Source organism: Paraburkholderia sp. J12, from assembly GCF_905220215.1.
In the GTDB taxonomy this organism is placed as follows: domain Bacteria; phylum Pseudomonadota; class Gammaproteobacteria; order Burkholderiales; family Burkholderiaceae; genus Paraburkholderia.
This window is the reverse complement of the sequence record NZ_CAJMZC010000010.1, coordinates 62,152-81,503: the sequence shown is the minus strand read 5'-3', so window position 1 is coordinate 81,503 and position 19,352 is coordinate 62,152. Positions and strand designations below refer to the sequence as shown.

17 protein-coding genes, 1 pseudogene and 10 riboswitches are annotated in these 19,352 nt (G+C 59.0%); of the genes and pseudogenes, 5 read left to right on the top strand and 13 right to left on the bottom strand.

All coding sequences use genetic code 11. The features are described from left to right. Window positions 1-302 precede the first annotated feature (302 nt). From U5760_RS20815 to U5760_RS20790, 6 genes are all read right to left on the bottom strand, one after another. Window positions 303-920 carry a histidine phosphatase family protein gene (locus tag U5760_RS20815; protein ID WP_322014182.1) on the bottom strand — a complete coding sequence of 206 codons (618 nt, stop codon included), beginning with the start codon at window positions 918-920 and terminating at the stop codon, window positions 303-305. A 177-nt stretch (window positions 921-1,097) separates the two neighbouring features. After that, complete coding sequence (locus U5760_RS20810; RefSeq protein ID WP_322014181.1) at window positions 1,098-1,844, bottom strand: 2,3-bisphosphoglycerate-dependent phosphoglycerate mutase; 747 nt, start codon at window positions 1,842-1,844, stop codon at window positions 1,098-1,100. A 295-nt stretch (window positions 1,845-2,139) separates the two neighbouring features. Next, window positions 2,140-2,207, bottom strand: a riboswitch (Fluoride riboswitch). A gap of 465 nt (window positions 2,208-2,672) precedes the next feature. Beyond that, window positions 2,673-3,152: a hypothetical protein gene (locus tag U5760_RS20805; RefSeq protein WP_322014180.1), complete on the bottom strand. Its 480-nt coding sequence runs from the start codon at window positions 3,150-3,152 to the stop codon at window positions 2,673-2,675. 109 nt (window positions 3,153-3,261) lie between these two features. Continuing rightward, complete coding sequence (locus tag U5760_RS20800; protein ID WP_322014179.1) at window positions 3,262-4,134, bottom strand: prenyltransferase/squalene oxidase repeat-containing protein; 873 nt, start codon at window positions 4,132-4,134, stop codon at window positions 3,262-3,264. 91 nt (window positions 4,135-4,225) lie between these two features. Next, window positions 4,226-5,365, bottom strand: coding sequence for a cell division protein ZapE (zapE, locus tag U5760_RS20795; RefSeq protein WP_322014178.1), 1,140 nt, complete (start codon window positions 5,363-5,365; stop codon window positions 4,226-4,228). 292 nt (window positions 5,366-5,657) lie between these two features. Next, window positions 5,658-5,718: riboswitch (Fluoride riboswitch) on the bottom strand. 236 nt (window positions 5,719-5,954) lie between these two features. Next, window positions 5,955-6,016, top strand: a riboswitch (Fluoride riboswitch). Window positions 6,017-6,034: 18 nt separating this feature from the next. Further along, on the bottom strand, window positions 6,035-6,190 hold the full coding sequence (locus U5760_RS20790) for a hypothetical protein (RefSeq protein ID WP_322014177.1): 156 nt from the start codon (window positions 6,188-6,190) through the stop codon (window positions 6,035-6,037). Between U5760_RS20790 and U5760_RS20785 the strand changes: the two genes are divergently transcribed. Continuing rightward, window positions 6,189-6,617, top strand: a complete 429-nt coding sequence (locus U5760_RS20785; RefSeq protein ID WP_322014176.1) for an amino acid-binding protein — start codon at window positions 6,189-6,191, stop codon at window positions 6,615-6,617. The two genes, U5760_RS20790 and U5760_RS20785, sit on opposite strands and share 2 nt — an antisense overlap. Window positions 6,618-6,682: 65 nt before the next feature. On the opposite strand, the gene U5760_RS20780 is transcribed toward U5760_RS20785, so the two are convergent. The 3 genes and pseudogenes from U5760_RS20780 to U5760_RS31690 all read right to left on the bottom strand — a co-directional run. Then, window positions 6,683-7,132 carry a universal stress protein gene (locus U5760_RS20780; protein ID WP_322014175.1) on the bottom strand — a complete coding sequence of 150 codons (450 nt, stop codon included), beginning with the start codon at window positions 7,130-7,132 and terminating at the stop codon, window positions 6,683-6,685. A 74-nt stretch (window positions 7,133-7,206) separates the two neighbouring features. Next, window positions 7,207-7,680, bottom strand: a complete 474-nt coding sequence (locus tag U5760_RS20775; protein WP_322014174.1) for a hypothetical protein — start codon at window positions 7,678-7,680, stop codon at window positions 7,207-7,209. Window positions 7,681-7,867: 187 nt separating this feature from the next. Beyond that, window positions 7,868-7,932, bottom strand: a riboswitch (Fluoride riboswitch). 132 nt (window positions 7,933-8,064) lie between these two features. Next, window positions 8,065-8,442 (bottom strand): annotated as a pseudogene (locus U5760_RS31690) (inorganic diphosphatase); the annotation flags it as partial. 618 nt (window positions 8,443-9,060) lie between these two features. Further along, window positions 9,061-9,126, bottom strand: a riboswitch (Fluoride riboswitch). 116 nt (window positions 9,127-9,242) lie between these two features. Then, a riboswitch (Fluoride riboswitch) is annotated at window positions 9,243-9,308 on the top strand. 60 nt (window positions 9,309-9,368) lie between these two features. Between U5760_RS31690 and crcB the strand changes: the two are divergent. The 3 genes from crcB to cfa all read left to right on the top strand — a co-directional run bounded on the left by crcB (window position 9,369) and on the right by cfa (window position 13,343). After that, entirely contained in the window at window positions 9,369-9,761 is a 393-nt protein-coding gene (gene crcB / locus U5760_RS20770; RefSeq protein ID WP_322014173.1) for a fluoride efflux transporter CrcB, read from the top strand. A gap of 68 nt (window positions 9,762-9,829) precedes the next feature. Continuing rightward, a riboswitch (Fluoride riboswitch) is annotated at window positions 9,830-9,895 on the top strand. 211 nt (window positions 9,896-10,106) lie between these two features. Further along, entirely contained in the window at window positions 10,107-11,720 is a 1,614-nt protein-coding gene (gene ctaD, locus U5760_RS20765) for a cytochrome c oxidase subunit I (protein WP_322014172.1), read from the top strand. 74 nt (window positions 11,721-11,794) lie between these two features. Further along, window positions 11,795-11,861, top strand: a riboswitch (Fluoride riboswitch). A gap of 303 nt (window positions 11,862-12,164) precedes the next feature. Then, complete coding sequence (cfa, locus tag U5760_RS20760; RefSeq protein WP_322014171.1) at window positions 12,165-13,343, top strand: cyclopropane fatty acyl phospholipid synthase; 1,179 nt, start codon at window positions 12,165-12,167, stop codon at window positions 13,341-13,343. Here the strand turns inward: cfa and U5760_RS20755 are convergent, their stop codons facing one another. Further along, window positions 13,344-13,577 carry a hypothetical protein gene (locus tag U5760_RS20755; RefSeq protein ID WP_322014372.1) on the bottom strand — a complete coding sequence of 78 codons (234 nt, stop codon included), beginning with the start codon at window positions 13,575-13,577 and terminating at the stop codon, window positions 13,344-13,346. Here U5760_RS20755 and ilvD point away from each other — a divergent pair. Continuing rightward, complete coding sequence (gene ilvD, locus U5760_RS20750; protein ID WP_322014170.1) at window positions 13,559-15,418, top strand: dihydroxy-acid dehydratase; 1,860 nt, start codon at window positions 13,559-13,561, stop codon at window positions 15,416-15,418. The genes U5760_RS20755 and ilvD overlap by 19 nt on opposite strands. A gap of 201 nt (window positions 15,419-15,619) precedes the next feature. On the opposite strand, the gene U5760_RS20745 is transcribed toward ilvD, so the two are convergent. From U5760_RS20745 to U5760_RS20735, 3 genes are all read right to left on the bottom strand, one after another. Then, window positions 15,620-15,889, bottom strand: a complete 270-nt coding sequence (locus tag U5760_RS20745; protein ID WP_322014169.1) for a hypothetical protein — start codon at window positions 15,887-15,889, stop codon at window positions 15,620-15,622. Between the two features lie 105 nt (window positions 15,890-15,994). Then, entirely contained in the window at window positions 15,995-17,668 is a 1,674-nt protein-coding gene (locus U5760_RS20740; RefSeq protein ID WP_322014168.1) for a dynamin family protein, read from the bottom strand. Between the two features lie 43 nt (window positions 17,669-17,711). Further along, the gene (locus U5760_RS20735) at window positions 17,712-18,134 is read right to left on the bottom strand and encodes an amino acid-binding protein (protein WP_322014167.1); all 423 of its coding nucleotides are present in this window, start codon (window positions 18,132-18,134) and stop codon (window positions 17,712-17,714) included. Between the two features lie 190 nt (window positions 18,135-18,324). Further along, a riboswitch (Fluoride riboswitch) is annotated at window positions 18,325-18,386 on the bottom strand. Window positions 18,387-18,498: 112 nt separating this feature from the next. Continuing rightward, window positions 18,499-18,571, top strand: a riboswitch (Fluoride riboswitch). The last annotated feature ends 781 nt before the right edge of the window (window positions 18,572-19,352 follow it).

The following is a 19,352-nucleotide window of genomic DNA, read 5'->3' as shown; positions in this document are numbered from 1 at the left end:
ATTACTCAAGATAGCTAATTATTTATATTTCATGCGGAAGGTGCTACTCGATGACCACATTCGATGCATCATCGACAATTGAACCAGCAATGCGCGCACATTCATTTCCTTCTGCCACAAGGCAGGCAAGAACCAGTTCCCCACTCCTCGCAGGCAACCAGCAGCCCCCCGACGCCAGAACTCCTGCAGAGTTCGAGTCCCTCTTGAACGCCAAAGGCAGCGCACCGATGCCTCTTGGATTCCCAAGCACAATGACGTCCCCGGCTGCCTGGAGGTCCGCCGACCATACCGTTGACGTCTTGCTAACGATGGGTGCCCAGGTGAGCGGTCTCGTTAATTATCTTGATGGACGCGCGACCATCCATTCCCACATCGAGAAGGTTAAGGCAGCATGGATGTTGTTCCACTCGCCAGTAGGCGGACAGTGACAAGTCAAGCGCGTGCAGCAGTATGACCCTGTTGACGCTATCGTGTGCCACCAGCACTACCGTATCTTCCTCATGCACGACAAGCAGTTCGCGCAAAGCGTCCATAGTCCGCAATGCGACAGCCTGCAGTGATTCCCCAGCAGGAAAACTCATCCATTGTGGCGCAGATTTCCACAGATCGAACTGGGCAGGGAATGCGGCTTTAACTTCCTCATGTGTTTTCCAGTGCCAGTCGCCATAGTCGAAGTCGTTAATGCCTTCGAGTACCCGTTCGCCCACGCCGCATGCCGCTGCGATTTCCCTGCCGGTATCGCGGCACCGCTGCATGGGGCTTGTATACACGGCGGCCGGCCTGAAACGCTCCGCCACGGCAGCGGCTAGAGCATGAGCCTGCTGCCGGCCAACCTCTGTCAGTTGCAGTTGTGCCCGGCCACGAAAGCGAGGTGGAGCGATTCCCTCGACCTCCCCGTGACGCGTAAGAACGATTCGCATGCACTTCTCCTTGTGTCCAGTTCAATCGCCGTCGTGCCCATGCTAACGTGTCGGCCTGCGGGGAAACATCTGGTCCGGAATTCGCAAGGCCGGCGCAACGCTTCGCGCTGCACCGACTCCCCGATAGCCGTTGGCACAGTCTGCCCCTTCCCATCCCGTGGTCGGCGAACCGTACACTCAAAGAATGTTGGACTCGCCCGATACGGGCTCCTCAAGATAGCATCGACAGGTCGGCCTCATTTGACGATCAAACCAGTAGACGAGCGGCACGCCGTTTGGAATGTCAAGCTGCGATGTCTCGTAGTCCGATATACCATCGATAATCTGAATCAGTGAGCGTAGGCTGTTTCCGTGGCCGCAAATGATCAACCTCTGTCCTGACCTGATCGCCGGACAGGCCACGGCACGCCAGAACTCACGGACGCGCGTCACCGTATCGTGCAGCGACTCGGTGCTCGGAAGCTGCCCCGCACGCAGGTAGCGGTATCGACGATCGCCGGAGACGTCACGAGGATCTCCGGTCGGGAGCGGCGGTGGTGTACCGCGATATGAGCGGCGCCAGTGCAGGATTTCCTGCGTACCATATGTCTGGATCGCCTCGGTTTTCAGCTTCCCGGTGAGGTCGCCATAGTGACGCTCGTTGAGCCTCCAGTCTTGCAAGACAGGGACCCAGGTTTGATCCAGCGCCTCGAGGATCAGCCATTGCGAACGCACCGACCGCTTGAGCATGGACGTATAGGCAAGATCGAATTGCCATCCTTCGCGCGCAAGAAGCTGCCCTGCCCCCCGCGCTTGCGACTCGCCCCGCTGTGTAAGATCGACGTCCATCCACCCGGTAAATCTGCCGATGCGGTTCCACTCTGATTCGCCGTGGCGGACGAGTACAAGAGAACACGGACCATAGCAGTGCTCATTGCTATTCACACATCCCCCAGATTCCCAAAAAACCGGGAAGGGTCAAAGAACGATTCGTCAAACCTCGCTGCATCCGTCTACATCCCCCACACATCGAGCGCGAGACATTGATACGAACGCGCCCTCGCGTTGATCGCGAGTTGTCTGGATCCCCGCGGAAAAACTGCTGGCGCAACAATGCCACGCGCGCGGCGGCCCGGAGAAGACGCTTCATATACGACAGTCGAATCGCCATGAAATGGTTTGAAGAACTCAAACCTGGGCAGCAGAACGCCGCAGAAATACCTACTGCTTCCCTGACCAGGAACCGGTAGGCATCATCAGCCGGAGTTTTCCGGCGTTTATCGGAGGTATGCCATCTCCGTACTCGCATGAAGCTTAATGTCTTTCGTGGCGCAGCGCAATAACTTCCCCGCTTATACGCCCCAGTGCAAGCCCTCTCCAGTCCACGGAGCGAGATCAAGCCTTCCATACTCAAACTCTCCGGACGGGCAAGCCATTCCCAGCTTTCTCCGGATATCTGAACCAGCCCAGTAGCGGTCTGCCAACTGGCGCGCCATCGATACATTGAGCGATGCCAGCGTTGCGGCCCGTCTGGCATCTTCGCTCCTGTTCATAGATTCCTCCGCAGCCCAGTATCGTCCCACGCACATCGGGTACGCTCCCAATGACGCCGAGATATCTCCTTCCCATGCGTCTCCTGATACGCTACGGCTTCGCCCATTTCACAGTCGTTCATCGCACGCTCAACATGTTGAAGGGACTTTTGACGCTTTTGGTTTTCATCGTGCTCGTTGGTATCGGGTTGCACTTCCTTTTGCGCTAGCCTGAATCGGACTAATGCCGCACCGGGTCCGGTGCACCAGACGTTTCATGCGCGTCCCGCACCGAGGGAAGTCGGCCAGAATCGATGACGTGCTCCATCTTTGCCGCTGCCCGTCGAAGCAGATAGGCAGGTATCGTCGCCAGTTGCTCATCTTGCATGCGCAGAACGGCCTCAAGTGCAACACAGGCCGTCTCGTCGACCTTCCAGAGCCCATCTTGCGGCACCAGTTCGATGCATCGCTGCAATCCAATCTCTGCGGCCTCAAAGATCGCGGGATCGGTACATCCCGAGTCTCTCGCGAGAAGCCACGTCATGTACACGGATTTGACCAGTTCTCCCGCGAGACTGCCGTTTCCCTGCCCCTTGCGCATCGCGACGAGAGCAAGATGCGCCCGCATGGAACGCATCTGTGCTTTCGCTGCCGGAATTGGCAGTAACATCTCGCGCGTCAGGTGCCGCCTTGACACGCCCTTCCCGTGTTTTCCCGGCATTTCGCTTACTCCTGGATCAAGGTTGAGCCCGCAGATTCGTTTGAATGGCCCTCGGATGCGATGAGGGCGCGCTACCCTACCGCGCAATTTTCCGAAGGCACCACGCAACTCACCCCGGCCGAAGGACAACGCAGAGTTGCTCCATCGTTTTCAGCGCACGCTCGGTCAATTCGAGGTCGGGGAGCGCCCCTGGCGACGCAGCGAATCCACCGCTTCCGACCTGACAGGCGAGAACAAACCGGACCGCATCGTCGGGGTATCGGACCGGCAAACCCAACATGGCGCAACACTGCGCGCCTGCAAAGACGGTGTTCATCGTTGACACCTGCGTATCTGCACACAGCGTGAAACCTGAAGGTCCGACCTGCAACAGATCGACGAACTTTGCCGTGTTCGCAGGAAACGCAATGCCTGCGACTCGCATGACGTCAAGGGCGAGCCACGTATCCCAGAGGTTAGGCGTGGTCCCGAAGCCACCGTCGACCTCTTCAGCGCGCACATACCCCGCGATCATCGATACCTCATCATCGGCCTGGGACAACATCTTCTTCAGATGGACGACAAAGCGCGTACGCTGCAACCAGCCTGTTTGCTGGAATTCGCGTGCGGGGGGCGGAAGAAAATGAAGCCTGCTGACCGATTGCACAAGTTCATCCGGCAGCGGACCGCCTCGCAGGTCATGAAGTGCCGTGGCAAGCTGGAACAGAAACTCCGGCCGCGCGTTGCGTTCGAGGCTTGAGAGAAAAGCCCTCACCTGATCGGCATGAGGAACTGGCTGGCCTAGTATCGCAAACGATCGCACCGCACATGCCGTATCTGCAATGTTGGGATGATCGACGTAACTGGAGCGATAAAAGCAGAATCCACCGGAAGGAGACTGCCGCCCGGTCAGATACTCGTGAACCATTTCTATCGCGATACCAATCTGCTTGCACAGCGCTTCCAGTTGGCCATCCGATCTATCTTCCACGCTATAGATCATGCTTTTGCCTCCCGGCTTCATCTTCTCCGGCATTCGCGGCGCGCTGTGCCCTTGCGCAGGCGGCACACGGTGACTCTGTCAAACGCGCTGGTCAAACGCTTCTGACCGTGTCGTCGCATGGCGATCCCGGTTCCTGCGTCCAGGCTTTGGCAACCGGTCGCCGCGCGCTTTGGAGATACAGCACCGACTGCATTTCCTTTAGACGCGATACCGTGCGCGCAAATTCACCAGCAAGGGGGCCACCCGGATAGAGCTCGTCCGGCGCGACGGCGGCCGAGAGTATCAACTTGACATTATGGTCGTAGAGCACGTCGACGAGCCATGTAAACCGCCGCGCCGCCGCTTCTGCCTGCGCTGTCATTTGCGGCACTTCCGACAGGATTACGGCCTTGAACCGCGCTGCCAGCACAAGATAGTCATTCTGCGAGCGGGGGCTGCCGCATAACGTTCCGAAGTCGAACCAGACAATACCGCCAGCTCGGCGACGAGCCCTCACTTGCCGTCGCTCGATGCTTAGCACCGGGTTTTCATCCGAACCCTCTGCCAGGGCCTCAAAGGCCACTTTCAAGGCAGTCTGGGTTTCGCTGCTGGCCGGGAAGTGGTAAGTCGTCATCCCCGCCATTGCTCGCTCCCGGTAATCCACACCAGCGTCGACCTCAACGGTTTCCAGTTTGTCCTTTATCAGCGCAATTGCCGGAAGAAAGCGATCCCTGTTCAGTCCATCCGGATAGAGGTCGTCAGGGAAATAGTTAGATGTCGCCACGATCTGAACGCGATTGTCGAAGAGCGTATAGAGCAGCCGGTGGAGAATCATGGCGTCGGCGATATCTGTCACATGAAACTCGTCGAGACAGATGAGGTGATACAGCGACGACAAATGCCACCCGAGGGAATCAAGTGGATCAGGCTGCCCCCGCAGGTCCTCAAGCGACAGATGCACGTCATGCATGAACTCGTGGAAATGAAGGCGAGTCTTCTTCCTGACCGGTACCACAGCATAGAAGCAGTCCATCAGGAGCGTCTTTCCGCGCCCAACGCTTCCCCAGAGGTAGATTCCTTTCGGAGGTTCGGGGTGTTTGATCAGCCGCCGCAGCGGATTCGCGATGTCTGCCTCGTACGCATGCCAGCCGTCATAGCTCCGCTGGAGGCATCCGAGCGCGGCCATCTGGGAGGCATCGGGAATCAGCGAACGCGCACGCGACAGTTTCCGAAAATTCTCTGTGACGTCCATACGCAACTGTGTGGGTACTCTGAATTGCGTCGACGGTCGGTCACTGACATGTTTTGCCTTCGCGAGGCAATCGCTGCTGCAAGATTTAATAACGCCTTTCCCGATTCACAACCCGCTCGCGGCAAATGCGTCCAGCGACAGGAAAACCGTCGCAGACAAACATGCGAGCAAACAGCCAGTGCAAAGTGGAAAACGCGATCTTGGCAGAAACGGTGAAGCGACCGTCCAACGATCCCTGCGGGCGCAAAAGGCTTCACCGAAGTCGCCGGGCGAGCCTCAGGTTCCCATAGCGGGGCCTGTAGGCATCATCAGCCCGGAGGGCGGTTAAGGAGAATGCCATCTCCGTAGATGTCACAATGCTACGCCTCACGCGCGGAGGCCACAAGCCTTTTGCGGTCCTCGCACTCCGCACGACGATCACGGTGCTGCGCATGCGCCGCAATGGCGCCTGAAGACTGGTGCAGGAGTTCCACCGCAATCACCAGACCGCGATAGATTCGTTCAGGGATTTCGCCCATCACCTGTCGGCCCCCTTGTCCAACGATTGAGCATCGCATCGCGTTGCCCTGGATCGACCCGAGCACTACACTCAAAACATGGAGATGGCATTCTCCCCAATCGCCTGTCCGGGCTGATGATGCCTGCTCACCGGTACGTCCAGACGCGACATCAAGCAGACTGCTTGCCGCCGCGTTCCAGTAAGGATTGTGCCAGGCGGGTCGTTTTTGAAAAAGCCGTGCAGCCACGTGGATCCATCGACTGCGCATCGACGGCATTGCTGTCCAGCCTTTTCAGCGAGCGACCATGCGCGTGGGAGGTAGACATGGAATTCTCCGTAGAAACGCTCGATGCATGGCGAGCCGAGATCGGCGAACAACCGTCGGTGCTAGCCGAAAAACTCGAGACGCTTGTCGATGCCGGCGCCGATCTTGCGCTGGTGCTTGCACGATTCGACGCACTGGATCGTGCGCATGGGAGCGTCCTCATCGCACCGGGAACCGGCACCGGCGCCAGGAGCGCGGCCCATGACGCCGGATTCGACCTTGCTCACCGGTTGCATCTGATCCGGATCGAGGGGCCCGAGCGGCGAGGTCTGACGGCTCTTATCGTGCGCCGACTCGCGGACAACGGCGTGAATATCCAGGGCTTCTGGGCATCCAGCGTAGGACCGCGCTTTACCGCGGCGATTGTGGTGGATACCATCGAGGACCTCGGCGGCGTCCTGCACACGCTGAGCCAGATCCGGCAGTAGTCCGGCTATCACACCCGACGTCCATCGTCCGGACTCTCGCATCAACGGATCGACAGGCATACACGTCAGCCTTGTTTGCTCGCGCCGTCACTGGTCCGCCTGCGTACGATGGTGACGGAGCAGGGTGCATAGGCGATCACTTGCCTTGCCACCGAACCGAGTAGCCAGCGATCGAATGCCGTTCGTCCGCGATGCCCAACAACCAGGTGGTCGATGTTGTGACGCTCGGCGTACAACACCAGTTCCTTCGCCGGATGGCCAACCACTACCTCGTAATGAACAGCTTTGCCGGACAGGGCCGGTTGCCCCTTGAGCTCCATGATCAAGTCCTCGCAGTGTTGCTTCTCCATCTCCATCATTTCCGGGCGCTCATAGGACAGCGCGCCCCAGTCCGGCAGTCGGGCGACCGTGAGAATATGCAGCCGAGCCGCTTCCTTGTCAGCGAGGTCCGTCGCGAACCATACCGCGTCCTGGGCTGAAGCAGAGCCGTCATAACCTGCAAGAATGTCATGCATGATTTTCTCCTGACACGGGTCCCGGCACCTGCAGTTCGTCAGCTTCGTTACGCCGGCATCGGCGCAAGACAACGTCAGTCGCTCTCGTCCCGGCCGCTACCCCTGGATCTCCGACGACGGAGCATGTCCTGCAACGCCACGCCAAGCGACTCCGCACGCACACGCTCTCCTTCAGGTCCGATCAGCATGAATTCTCCCGTCGCGAAAGCGAAGATGCTCACGTGGCCAAGCTCGCGCAACGCAGCCTCCCAGCATTCCGGCGCATTCTGGCGCCCCGTACCGTTTGTCGTGACACGCATATGGCTTAGCAAGACCCTCACGTCCATGCTGCCGTCATGTTCGACAGTAACGCCGTGTTCCTGGGAGGGCGTGGGCACTACCCCATATTGATCTTTACTCAATTCGATCTGCATTCTAGATCCCCCTGCCTCGACGGAATGGTGTTTGCACGTGAATGGGCGTGCGCACCAATCCAACGAGGTCTTGTCGTTCACAGGCTGAATCGGGTCAGTGAAGATGGGAATCGCGCCCAGCGAACCGGGCGACATGATGCTTGTTCCTGATGGGAATCGGCACCATTCGCGCAACAGGGAAGCGCGTGGCCATCGTTCTGGGGGGAAACAGGAGATGTACTGCAACTCGGCGCAGTCGATCGAGGCAGCGGTGAAAAGTTTTATCCATGATGACCCTACTGTTGTGGTGTTGACTCAGGTGCGTTTCGCACGCACGCTTGCACAAGCAGCAGGCATCATCAGTCGGCGGCCCCGACGGTTAAGGAGAATGCCATCTCCTGAGTAAAAGCATACCGCCGAGCGCTCAGCGTCGCAAGTCTTCGGCCCTGTTTTTCGCGTTTCTGCTCCACTTTTTGCTGTGACATGGCAGTTCATTTGCAGCGACACTGTCCAGGCTGGACGAACGCGCACCGCAGCGCGGACCACATCCCTTGCACGGCATGCATTCGCCCAGTCAGTGCAAAATTCCCTATCCGAAGAGGTCGTCTCGCAACCTGAAAAACCTGCGATTCGTGCCCGGTCCGCAAACTCAATATCATCTGCATTCCGTATTGATACCGTCGCGCAGCAAATGCTGTCCGCCGAGACCCCTATGATCCCCGGTTCCGCAATCCCAGCCTGGAAAATAGTAAGTACTCCGACTTGACATGCGCCGAATAGCGAGAGCTGATCAAGCATCCACGGCGCAAAGACGACAACCTCAAGAGGCCGAGCGTCTCCGGCAAGCGTCCGTGGAATGAAGCCACGGCTATGGACGAGGCAGGGCTCGCTCCGGAGCATTCCGGCAATCCTCAGCCCCCCAGTTTTCTGTCCGGTTCGTAGTGAACCAGCGCATGAAACGCCGGAACTGTCACAACAACGCTGATCTCATCCAGCCCACGGCTACCAGGCGCAAGACCTGTGCGAAGCATTCGCATCCGTCTGTTCAGTTCCATCGTTTCCCCCGGTTCTCAAAGCACCTGGAAAACCGCTGCTTTGGCTCGCAACAGGCCCATTGAGACCTATCGCGGTTCAGTGCCCCTTTGCAGAGCGCGTTTCGATCGCAAAGCCAAACATACGGCTACATGAATGCACGATCGATCGGACGCGCTCCCGAATCCTGACCCGGCGCGGCCGGGAAGACACCGCCGCCTCCGGAATAGCGCGCAGCCTGGTCCAGGCAGCGAATGCGCCCGGCTGGCCATGTGTCGCGCCAATTCGCGCTCCAGCGTTCGGCCGCCGCACAGAGACTCTTCGGTGCAGGCAGCGGCGTACACAAGGGTTGGGTGGCACAACGGTGCCTCGCAGAGAGCTCGTATGACGAAGCGAAGAAGCTGCAGCTCGGGATCGGGGAGGAAGGCTCACGGGGTCACCAGGCAAATCGTCATCCAATGCCTGGCATGCCGCGAAAAGACAAATGCCTACGCGCCCTGTCCAGGTCCCGTAGGCATCATTAGCCACTTGGCGTGGCGATTAGAGGAGAATGCCATCTCCGCGACGTGAGTCTAGCACGCGTTTCCTGAATGAACCAGATTCGTCTGTGCTCCATCCGGGTGCACTCTGCACGTCACCACGACAGGTTGAGTCGGTAGCTTGACGCTGCAGTGCGGCATGATAAAATTAATCAAGGAGATGGCATTCTCCTTTAACCGCTCCCGTGTCGAGCCGATGATGCCTACAACCCACCAGACGCGCGCCATACCTTGGACGTTGTCGAGGTCAAATCAAAAACTGGGGCATCAAACATGTTTCAATCGGTTCTTGCGGTTGCTATCGGCGGAGCTTTGGGTTCGCTGTTTCGCTGGTTTCTGGGTCTGCGTCTGAACGGACTGTATCCGGACCTGCCGCTCGGTACGCTGGCGGCAAACGTCATCGCTGGTTACATCATTGGCGTGGCGATTGCATTCTTCGCACGGCTCCCCCAAATTCCCCCGGAGTGGCGCCTGTTTGTGACGACGGGCCTCATGGGTGGGCTCTCCACCTTTTCGACGTTCTCCGCCGAAGTCGTGGGCGACCTTCAACAGGGACGGTATGGCTGGGCAGCCGGCGAAGTGGCCATCCATGTGTCGGCTTCCATTGTCATGACGATACTGGGTTTCGCGACAGTCGGTGCGCTTTCCCGAATGGCGGTTGCGTAACAACCAGGCCAGGGCTGATCCCTACACCCGGAAGATTGCCTCCGTCTTCAGCAATTCCTAGACTGTTGTGGCAGCAAGGAGATGGCATACCTCCTCACAACCGCCGTGTCTTGGCTAATGATGCCTACGATCCCTGGGGGGAGCCGTAGCTCATTGGTGTCCCGCCCGGATTTGTTCACTCGACGGATCTGGCGCGCAATTGGCCCACAGCTTCATCTTGATCCGGCGGCTGGCTTTCCCGGTCGGCACGCCGGCCTCCCGGCCTGATTTTGCTTGCACATCCCTCGCCCAGCCGGGCAAATGCGCGCTCCGTCCTACGGCACTCTTTTTTGCCGGGGAGAGAGCATGAGCTCGATCGATATTCATGGCGCTCACGATTCGCACGAACACGCCATTCCGCAGGGGTGGCGACGCTGGGTTTTCGCGACCAATCACAAGGACATCGGAACGCTATATCTGATTTTTTCGTTCACGATGTTTCTCGTGGGCGGCGTCTTTGCCCTGCTGATCCGGGCGGAACTGTTCGAGCCCGGACTCCAGCTGATGCGGCCGGAATACTTCAATCAACTGACCTCCGAGCATGGCCTGGTCATGATCTTCGGCGCGATCATGCCAGCCTTCGTCGGCTTTGCAAACTGGATGATTCCGCTGCAGGTCGGCGCGTCCGACATGGCTTTCGCACGGATGAACAACTTCAGCTTCTGGTTGCTTCCCGCAGCGGCTGCGCTTTTATTGGGATCGTTCCTCGCACCCGGAGGCGGTCAGGCGGCGGGCTGGACGATGTATGCTCCGCTCTCCGAACAGATGGGCCCTGGGATGGACATGACAATCTTCGCCGTGCACATCATGGGCGCGTCTTCAATCATGGGCGGAATCAACATCATCGTGACCATACTCAATCTGCGCGCGCCCGGTATGTCGCTGATGCAGATGCCGATGTTCTGCTGGACCTGGCTGATCACGGCGTTCCTGCTCATCGCGGTCATGCCGGTTCTGGCAGGCGCCATCACAATGCTTCTGTTCGACAGGCATTTTGGAACCTCGTTTTTTAATGCTGCCGGCGGCGGGGATCCTATCATGTACCAGCACATTTTCTGGTTTTTTGGGCACCCTGAGGTCTATATCATGATCCTGCCCGCCTTCGGGATCGTGTCGCAGGTCATCCCGGCCTTCTCGAGAAAACCGTTGTTCGGATACGCATCCATGGTCTATGCAACCGCATCGATCGCGATCCTCTCGTTCCTCGTCTGGGCGCATCACATGTTCGTGACCGGTATGCCGGTAATGGGGCAACTATTCTTCATGTATGCCACGATGGTGATCGCCGTGCCAACAGGCGTAAAGGTATTTAACTGGGTTGCCACAATGTGGCGCGGATCTCTGACGTTCGAGGCACCCATGTTATTTGCTATTGGCTTTCTATTCGTCTTCACGATGGGCGGATTCACAGGTCTCATTCTCGCGATGGCCCCAATTGATATCCAGCTTCATGGAACATATTACGTCGTCGCGCATTTCCACTATGTACTCGTTGCTGGCTCGCTGTTCGGGCTTTTCTCGGGCTGGTACTACTGGGAGCCGAAATGGACCGGGTACATGTACAGCGAGACGCGAGGCAGAATCCACTTCTGGGCATCCATCATCTTCTTCAACGTGGCCTTCTTCCCGATGCATTTTCTCGGACTCGCAGGCATGCCAAGGCGTTACGCGGACTACCCCGCCCAATTTACCGACTGGAACCAGATTTCGACCATTGGAGCATTCGGCTTCGGACTGTCGCAGGTCTATTTCCTCTTCGCCGTCGCATTGCCAGCATATCGCGGAGCCCACGGTCTTGAGCGCGCGTCGGTAAAACCTTGGGACGGCGCCCATGGACTGGAATGGACAGTCCCTAGCCCGGCCCCATTCCACACATTCGAGGAGCCGCCAGTCGTCGACGACGAAGTGCTGAAACACTAGCGGCGCGGCGGGCGTATTGGCACCCGCCCCCTCGGTCGGTTCGTTGCATACGCTAAACGTTCTGCCCTAGAATATGAACCACTGGAGATGGCATTCCTCCAAATAACCGCCGGTCGTCCGGCTGATGATGCCTACAGATTCCTGAGAGCAGGAGGACGTAGGCCGCATATCCCTCGGCGCTCCCAGGACTGACGTAACCTCAGATTCTGGAAAACATGCCCATCGCCCTTGCTGCGCCTTATCAGGCAGCCGACACCGCACCCTTCCCTGGTCATCCCTACGCCGCGGGCAGCACAGTAGCTGCCGCGATGCGTGCCACGCGCACATCTGTCTTCCACGCCTGTCCGTGAGCCTGTTTGTCCCGCTGTCCGCTTCAGACCGCCTGTCGCGGAGCGAACACCGCACGACTGATCGTTGAAGCCGCAGCAACGAAGGAGACTATGAATGTCAGAAGCCAGTATCGAAACGCGGACTGGACACAGACCCGATAACGACGACGCCACACTCCGCCTTCTAAAAGATCTGCTGGCGCGAGCCGACGTTCAAATAGGCGGTAACCGTCCGTGGGACATTCGTTTGAACGACAGCGACGTACCCAAGGAGGTTCTTGCCCGTGGAAGCCTCGGTCTTGGCGAGGCCTACATGGACGGCAGATGGGAGTGCGACCATCTTGACCAGTTCTTCGCGCGCGTGCTTCGCGCGCGCCTGGACGAACAGGTTCGACCCGGTCGACTGGTTCTACACGCCCTGCGCGCGCGAATGACGAATCGGCAGACTTCACGTCGAGCCTGGCGCGTCGGCGAGCAGCACTACGATATCGGCAATGCGTTCTACGCCGCTATGCTCGATCGCAGGATGACCTACACGTGTGCGTACTGGTCTACCGGCGCGCGGTCTCTCGACAGTGCGCAGGAGGACAAACTGGACCTGATATGCCGCAAGCTCCAGCTCAAACCTGGTATGAGACTGCTCGATATTGGCTGCGGCTGGGGGAGCCTGATGGGTTTCGCGGCGGAGTACTACGGCGTGACATGCGTGGGTGTCACGATCTCGAAAGAGCAGGCGCAGTGGGCGACACAGCGTTATCGAGGACTCCCGCTCGAGTTCAGGCTCCAGGACTACCGTACGGTCGACGAACCCTTCGACAGAATAGCGAGCATCGGGATGTTCGAGCATGTCGGGCCAAAGAACTATCGCACCTATATGGAAGTGGCTCATCGCTGCCTTGTCGAGGACGGTATTTTTCTGCTCCATACCATCGGCAAGAATCGCCGCGACACCGCACCGGATCCGTGGATCGATCGCTATATTTTTCCGAACGGGGAGCTTCCCGCAATTGGTCAAATCGCGGATGCGGCCGCCGGCCTCTTCGTGGCGGAGGATCTCCACAATTTTGGAGCAGACTACGACCGGACCTTGATGTCGTGGCATGCCAATTTCGAATCGGCGTGGCCGCGCTTTGAGTCCCAGCTCGGGCCGCGTTTCTATCGAATGTGGCGTTACTACCTCCTCTCGTGCGCTGGACTGTTTCGTGCGCGTGAAGCCCAGCTCTGGCAGTGGATTTTCACACGCAACGGCATCACGGGGGGATACCAACGGCCAACAGGACGTCCCGGCACATGATCAATACCACAGCATATCGTCGACCGGCAGGCCCGTATCGCTCCCGATACTGCCCGACATGACGCATTCTGTCAGGAGAACGATGAATCGGATCTCGCCAAGTTGTTCATAGTGCCTCCGTGTCCACGCCCGACTACGGTCGAATGATACATTTTCCGACCTGAAATCACTGCTGTCCCCACACACTTCGATAAAATCAATACCGGAGAAGAAAAATGCCTGAATATCGCTCACGAACCTCGACGCACGGTCGAAACATGGCCGGTGCCCGCGCACTGTGGCGCGCTACCGGCATGAAAGATGGAGACTTTGGCAAGCCCATCATTGCCGTGGTGAACTCCTTCACCCAGTTCGTACCCGGGCATGTTCACCTGCGCGATCTGGGCGCCCTGGTCGCCAGAGAGATAGAAGCGGCCGGCGGCGTGGCAAAGGAGTTCAACACGATTGCCGTGGACGACGGCATTGCCATGGGTCACGACGGCATGTTGTATTCGTTGCCTTCGCGAGAATTGATTGCCGATTCCGTGGAATATATGGTGAACGCGCATTGCGCGGACGGTATGGTGTGCATTTCCAATTGCGACAAGATCACCCCGGGAATGCTGATGGCCACGCTGCGCCTGAATATCCCCACCGTGTTTGTCTCGGGCGGTCCCATGGAGGCCGGCAAGTTCGTATCGCAATCGGATGGCAACGTCGTTGCGAAAATCGACCTGATCGACGCCATGGTCAAGGCAGCCGACCCCAAGGTCAGTGATGCCGAAGTGGCCGAAATCGAACGCAGCGCGTGCCCCACATGTGGCTCGTGCTCGGGCATGTTCACCGCGAATTCGATGAATTGCCTCACCGAGGCGATTGGCCTCGCGTTACCGGGAAACGGCACCATTGTCGCAACCCATGCGTGGCGCAAGGGGTTGTTCGAGCAGGCGGGTCGACTGGTAGTCGATTTGTGCCAGCGCTACTATCAGCGCAACGACACTACCGTCCTGCCTCGCAGCATTGCAAGCAAGCAGGCTTTCGAGAACGCCATGACGCTGGACGTCGCCATGGGTGGTTCGACCAATACCGTCCTGCACCTCCTGGCTGCCGCAGAGGAAGGTGGCGTCGATTTTACGATGTCGGACATCGACCGTATTTCGCGCAAAGTGCCCTGTCTTTGCAAAGTCGCGCCGTCGAGCAGTTTTCACATCGAGGACGTACACCGCGCAGGTGGCATCATCGGCATTCTCGGAGAGCTTGCGTGTGCCGGTCTGCTGGATCTCTCGTGCCGCACCGTCCATAGTGACACGCTGGCGAACGCGATCGCGAAATGGGATGTGGCTGGCGACGCGACCGACGAAGCACAGACATTTTTCCGCGCGGCACCGGGTGGTATTCCGACGACGATCGCATTCAGTCAGGAGGCCACATTCGATTCGCTCGATATCGATCGCAAGGGGGGGTGTATCCGCAGCGCGCACAACGCCTATTCGAAAGACGGTGGACTCGCCGTGCTATATGGCAACCTGGCGGAGAGGGGGTGCATCGTCAAGACCGCGGGAGTTGATCCGTCGCAATGGAGCTTTACGGGCCGCGCACGGGTATTCGAAAACCAGGACGACGCCGTCGCCGCTATTCTGGGCGACAAGGTGAGGCCCGGCGATGTGGTTGTCATCCGCTATGAAGGCCCCAAAGGCGGCCCGGGCATGCAGGAGATGCTCTACCCCACTTCCTATCTGAAATCGCGTGGGCTAGGCAAAACCTGCGCGCTTTTCACCGATGGGCGATTCTCTGGCGGATCTTCTGGCCTTGTCATCGGGCACGCATCGCCGGAGGCCGCCGAAGGTGGCACGATAGGACTGGTTGAAGATGGCGACCCTGTGGAGATCAACATCCCCGAACGTCGCATACATCTGGCGGTATCGGACGAGGAACTGGCACGCCGTCGCGAGGCCATGGAGGCGCGAGGTGAGAAGGCATGGACGCCGGAGAATCGCAAGCGCCGCGTCTCTCAGGCATTGCAGGCCTACGCCGCGCTGGCCACGTCCGCCGACCGCGGCGCCGTTCGTGACATCTCCCAGCTTAGGCGCAGATAAGTCCGTCGGGTCGCGCTGGTCCGGGCATGCCGATCGACTACACGGTTCCTTGCTGGTCGTATCGAGTCACTCGCATCACAGAAGCTGACGACCGTCCCTTCGAATATGGGCACGGTCGTCCAGACGGATCACAGCGCGCCTCAGGCTCCAGCTCGAGAAAGATACCACCCGGTAGCTTTCGCCGGGATCGCTGCATACGGATCAGTTCACCCCCATGATCTCCGGATGCAGCAGGATGTGAAGCGTGACAAGCCAGATTCTGGGGCAGTTTTCACGGACTGCCATAACGCGTGACGACTCTGCCTCGCGCATCAGAAACCCGTGTCCGTCGGCCCAGGAGAACGCCTGTGCTGCATCACGGACTATCCAGTCCGCGATCAGCACGGCTGTCACTCCGCCGAACGCACCATAAAGCACGGGAGAGACCGCGTACGAGAGAAGCCGCATGACTCCCCCGACGATGAGCGCCATTATTTCGGTCGTGCACAACGAGATTCCGAGTACGGTCGAACGACCCATGAGGCGCATGCGGCCAGCTGACGACATCGCTTGTCCCTCCGTGAGGATGCCGCGTGCCTACTCGTCGGCCCACGGCACGTGAACATTGACGAGCCCGGCGATCAACTTGAGCGTTCTTTCTGCTGCTTCGGTTTCCTCAGCGCTGGCAAGCTGTCGACGTATCGCGTCGTGTTTCGTTGCGTATCGTCTCAGATCGTCGGCAAGCCTCGACAGTATCGCAGCTTCGCGGGTTAGTACCTTCTCGGTCAATTGTGCGTCCTCGAGTGCCGCAACGAGTGGAGGCAAATGCAACATGCAAATACCGGACAATGGTTCAGCAGGGTGCCCCGCGTGCGACTGCAATCGGCTCGCGATATCGGCAACCGCCTCGTGCAACGTGTCCATGCACAGTCGACACAAGGCGCAGGCGTGCGTATCGGGTAATACGTCCCGTCGGTCAAGGACGTTCTTTACACCCGTCGACGCCACGCGCGCTGCGCTCTCCAACGTCGCAGACAGAGCCTCCAGGAGCGCCGGGTAGCCAACTGCAACGCCACGCGGCGATGCAAGTGCCGCGAGTTGTCTGGTATGCGTGACACAAAGCCCCTTCTCCTGCGCGTGCCGATCCTGAGATCGTACGCTGACGCTCAGTTCGTACTGGTAACGACATAGAAAATCGAAACTGACCGACTGGATGCACTGGCAGATTTCGCACGGCTCGAGCTCGTGTAGCGAACCCACATCGGCACCTGATGACGCGAGGCGTGGGCGCGGGTGATGAGCAGTACCCCTTTCCCCTTCGAGCCGACGCAGAAATGCCTGCACCTCGAGGGCGACGGCAGCAAAGGCCGAATTCGAGGGATCAAGTCGGGTGACGTCGAGCACGCGCTCACAGAAGCTCGCGAGAAATGCGTGACGCTTTCCCTCCACGAGAAAGCTGACCAGGGCCTCCTCAAGACTGGCAACGCCGCTGTCCCGCAAGGTTTCCGGATCACCCCGAAGCTTCGCCGCCAGACCATCTCTTGCGGAAACGGAGAAAGGCGGTGAGGCACCGGGTCCCAGCACGCGCCGCAACTGATCATGGACATATGACTGGCCCTCCTCCCGCTGCGCTTGCGAGACGGTATCCTGCTTGTTCAAAACCATGAAGACATGGCGGTCATAGCGGGCTGCCAACCGAAGAACGGCTAACTCTTCCTCGGAAAGCGGGCTGTCGTAGCTGGTGACAACAAGCATCGCATCAGCTTCCGGAAGAAACGATTCGGTCGTACGCGTATTCTCTGGAATAGCAGAACCCAACCCGGGGGTGTCGATAAAATGAAACCCGCGGCGCAGTATTTCCGCTGGCAGCTGCACCTCAGCAGTCCTTACGCCCCTTGCGTTGCCCGGATTTGCCCGCTGTGTAATGAACTCAGGGAGCGCTTCCAGTGCAATTTCCGTTGAAAGGTGCCGCCCTTCATAGTGAATGACGACTTTCTCAGTACTGCCATAGACAATGGTCGTTATCACTGAGGTGAGAGGCAAAATACCGGTTGGCAGACGCTCGACACCGATCAGTGCATTCATCAACGAACTCTTCCCGCGCCCAAAGCGGCCGACAACAGCAAGATTGAAGCGATCTTCCGCGAGCCGGACAAAGAGATCCCGAATCATTTCGCCTGCAAGATCACCCTTGTCCTTTGCAGCTTCGGACAAGACTCGCAACATACCGGCGAGCTCAAACTTCGCGTTCTCGTATTCACGCAGGTCCATCGATCCGCCTCCGTTTCCCAATCACAAAGGACACTATGCCCGCTTACAGCTGGCGCAAAGCCTGAACGACCCTGTCGATGTCGGACTCGGAGTCCGCAGCGATATACGCCACGAATTCGCGACCGACCGTCGATGCGGTGTAGCCATGCAGATTGATTCCGAGTCCGGCGATCATGCCTGGAAGCCCTGTAACGAGGCCCGTACGGCTATGCCCGCAGACACGTATCGCGTAAATGTGCTCTGGAATATGAAAGCCGGCATGCGCTGCCGCAGCGATCTGGTGATCGCCACGAAGAGGTGTCACGAGTACCTGGCCACGCCCCGACGGAGCCTGTCCTCGCCTCGCCACAATGAACTGGATGTCCACCCCGGCGTCATCGAGCGCCTCGAGTGCATGCGCCAGGCCGCCAGGTTGGTCCGCAATGTTTGCCTCCCAGACTTCGATGGGCTGAACGTCGAGTTCCATACGGCTTGCCTCGCAGGGTTTTGCGCGACCGTCGCAATGGAAGAACCGGAAAAAGAAGAGATAGCAGCCGTCAGGGAGTGGCCAAAGGCTCGCGTGCACTTCCCGGGTCTGGACATCGATACGGCCCACGTGCTTAAGACACAATCTGGCCGAAAGGGAACTGGTGGTCGTGCCAGTGCCGCCTTCGAACAGGCCAGCAGGCATCATCAGCCCGGGCGGGCGGTCAGGGAGAATGCCATCTCCACCAGTATTTTCAAAGTTTATCGCCGCTTCCAGCGGGCCGCAACCGGTTTGCGCGCCCTTGCGCGCTGGGCGTCACGCTTTTGCGCCTCGCGTTGCAGGGCGACTTCGAGATGCGATAGACTGCGCTTGAGGAGATGGCATCCTCCCTCGAACCGCTGCGTTTTTCTTTCGCGGCTAATGATGCCTACGGATCCCTGGGAGGGGCGCCGTGGGCTTTCGGCCGTCATTCCCAGGTCACGTACACAGCAGAACTTGAACGTGACTGCCATGCCCTCTGCACAATCGTCCCTGGCCTGTAAGGCCCCCCTTGCCGGTAACCCGGACCTCGGTACGCAGACACGCACCGCAGGAAGAAGGAACCCTATTGATCGCGCTGCGTATTCGGGTTGCACAATCTGCACGCAGCTCGCCGATGCCGACGGACGATACTTTGGACGTCTGATGCGCGACGCGCGGGCTCGAACAGCACTCGCCCAGACCATTGCGACAAGCATGGGATTCTGCACAGGGCATGCCGCCCTCGTCGCAGCCCCGTGCAGTGAAGCGCCGTGGGCACTGGGGACGATCGTCAGCGAAGCCCGGCATCACCTCGGTTCACTACTTGAACGAACGGACCTGCAGGACGAGTTGCTTCAGGATATTCTTTTCAACGCTCGCGGACGATGTCCGGCATGTGCGTATTTTCACCGCATCGAGGGACGGGCAATCTCCCATGTCCTGCGCAGCGTCGATAGCGCCAGGCGGACCCCGCGCCCGGAACTTTGCTTCGTGCACACGCAGTTGCTTGCCCAGCGCGCGGAGCCGCCCCTGCGCAGTCGTCTTGTACGTTTTCTGCGAACGAGGGCGCGCGACGTACTAACCACATTCGACGCCTCACCTGAGATGAGCGCAGACGATCGCGTGGCCATGGTCAGGATGCTGATCTATCCGCTTGGGCGCAGCGAAGTCCCACGTCCTCAGGCAGATTGCGCGTGC

Bases quoted from the DNA above. Each gene is read 5' to 3' on its own strand.
- U5760_RS20735 (WP_322014167.1), bottom strand. From the start codon at position 18,134: ATGGAACTCGACGTTCAGCCCATCGAAGTCTGGGAGGCAAACATTGCG.
- ctaD (WP_322014172.1), top strand. From the start codon at position 10,107: ATGAGCTCGATCGATATTCATGGCGCTCACGATTCGCACGAACACGCC.
- U5760_RS20780 (WP_322014175.1), bottom strand. From the start codon at position 7,132: ATGCATGACATTCTTGCAGGTTATGACGGCTCTGCTTCAGCCCAGGAC.
- crcB (WP_322014173.1), top strand. From the start codon at position 9,369: ATGTTTCAATCGGTTCTTGCGGTTGCTATCGGCGGAGCTTTGGGTTCG.
- U5760_RS20745 (WP_322014169.1), bottom strand. From the start codon at position 15,889: ATGGCGCTCATCGTCGGGGGAGTCATGCGGCTTCTCTCGTACGCGGTC.
- U5760_RS20800 (WP_322014179.1), bottom strand. From the start codon at position 4,134: ATGATCTATAGCGTGGAAGATAGATCGGATGGCCAACTGGAAGCGCTG.
- U5760_RS20815 (WP_322014182.1), bottom strand. From the start codon at position 920: ATGCGAATCGTTCTTACGCGTCACGGGGAGGTCGAGGGAATCGCTCCA.
- zapE (WP_322014178.1), bottom strand. From the start codon at position 5,365: ATGGACGTCACAGAGAATTTTCGGAAACTGTCGCGTGCGCGTTCGCTG.
- cfa (WP_322014171.1), top strand. From the start codon at position 12,165: ATGTCAGAAGCCAGTATCGAAACGCGGACTGGACACAGACCCGATAAC.
- U5760_RS20785 (WP_322014176.1), top strand. From the start codon at position 6,189: ATGGAATTCTCCGTAGAAACGCTCGATGCATGGCGAGCCGAGATCGGC.
- U5760_RS20805 (WP_322014180.1), bottom strand. From the start codon at position 3,152: ATGCCGGGAAAACACGGGAAGGGCGTGTCAAGGCGGCACCTGACGCGC.
- U5760_RS20740 (WP_322014168.1), bottom strand. From the start codon at position 17,668: ATGGACCTGCGTGAATACGAGAACGCGAAGTTTGAGCTCGCCGGTATG.
- U5760_RS20775 (WP_322014174.1), bottom strand. From the start codon at position 7,680: ATGTCGCCCGGTTCGCTGGGCGCGATTCCCATCTTCACTGACCCGATT.
- U5760_RS20790 (WP_322014177.1), bottom strand. From the start codon at position 6,190: ATGTCTACCTCCCACGCGCATGGTCGCTCGCTGAAAAGGCTGGACAGC.
- ilvD (WP_322014170.1), top strand. From the start codon at position 13,559: ATGCCTGAATATCGCTCACGAACCTCGACGCACGGTCGAAACATGGCC.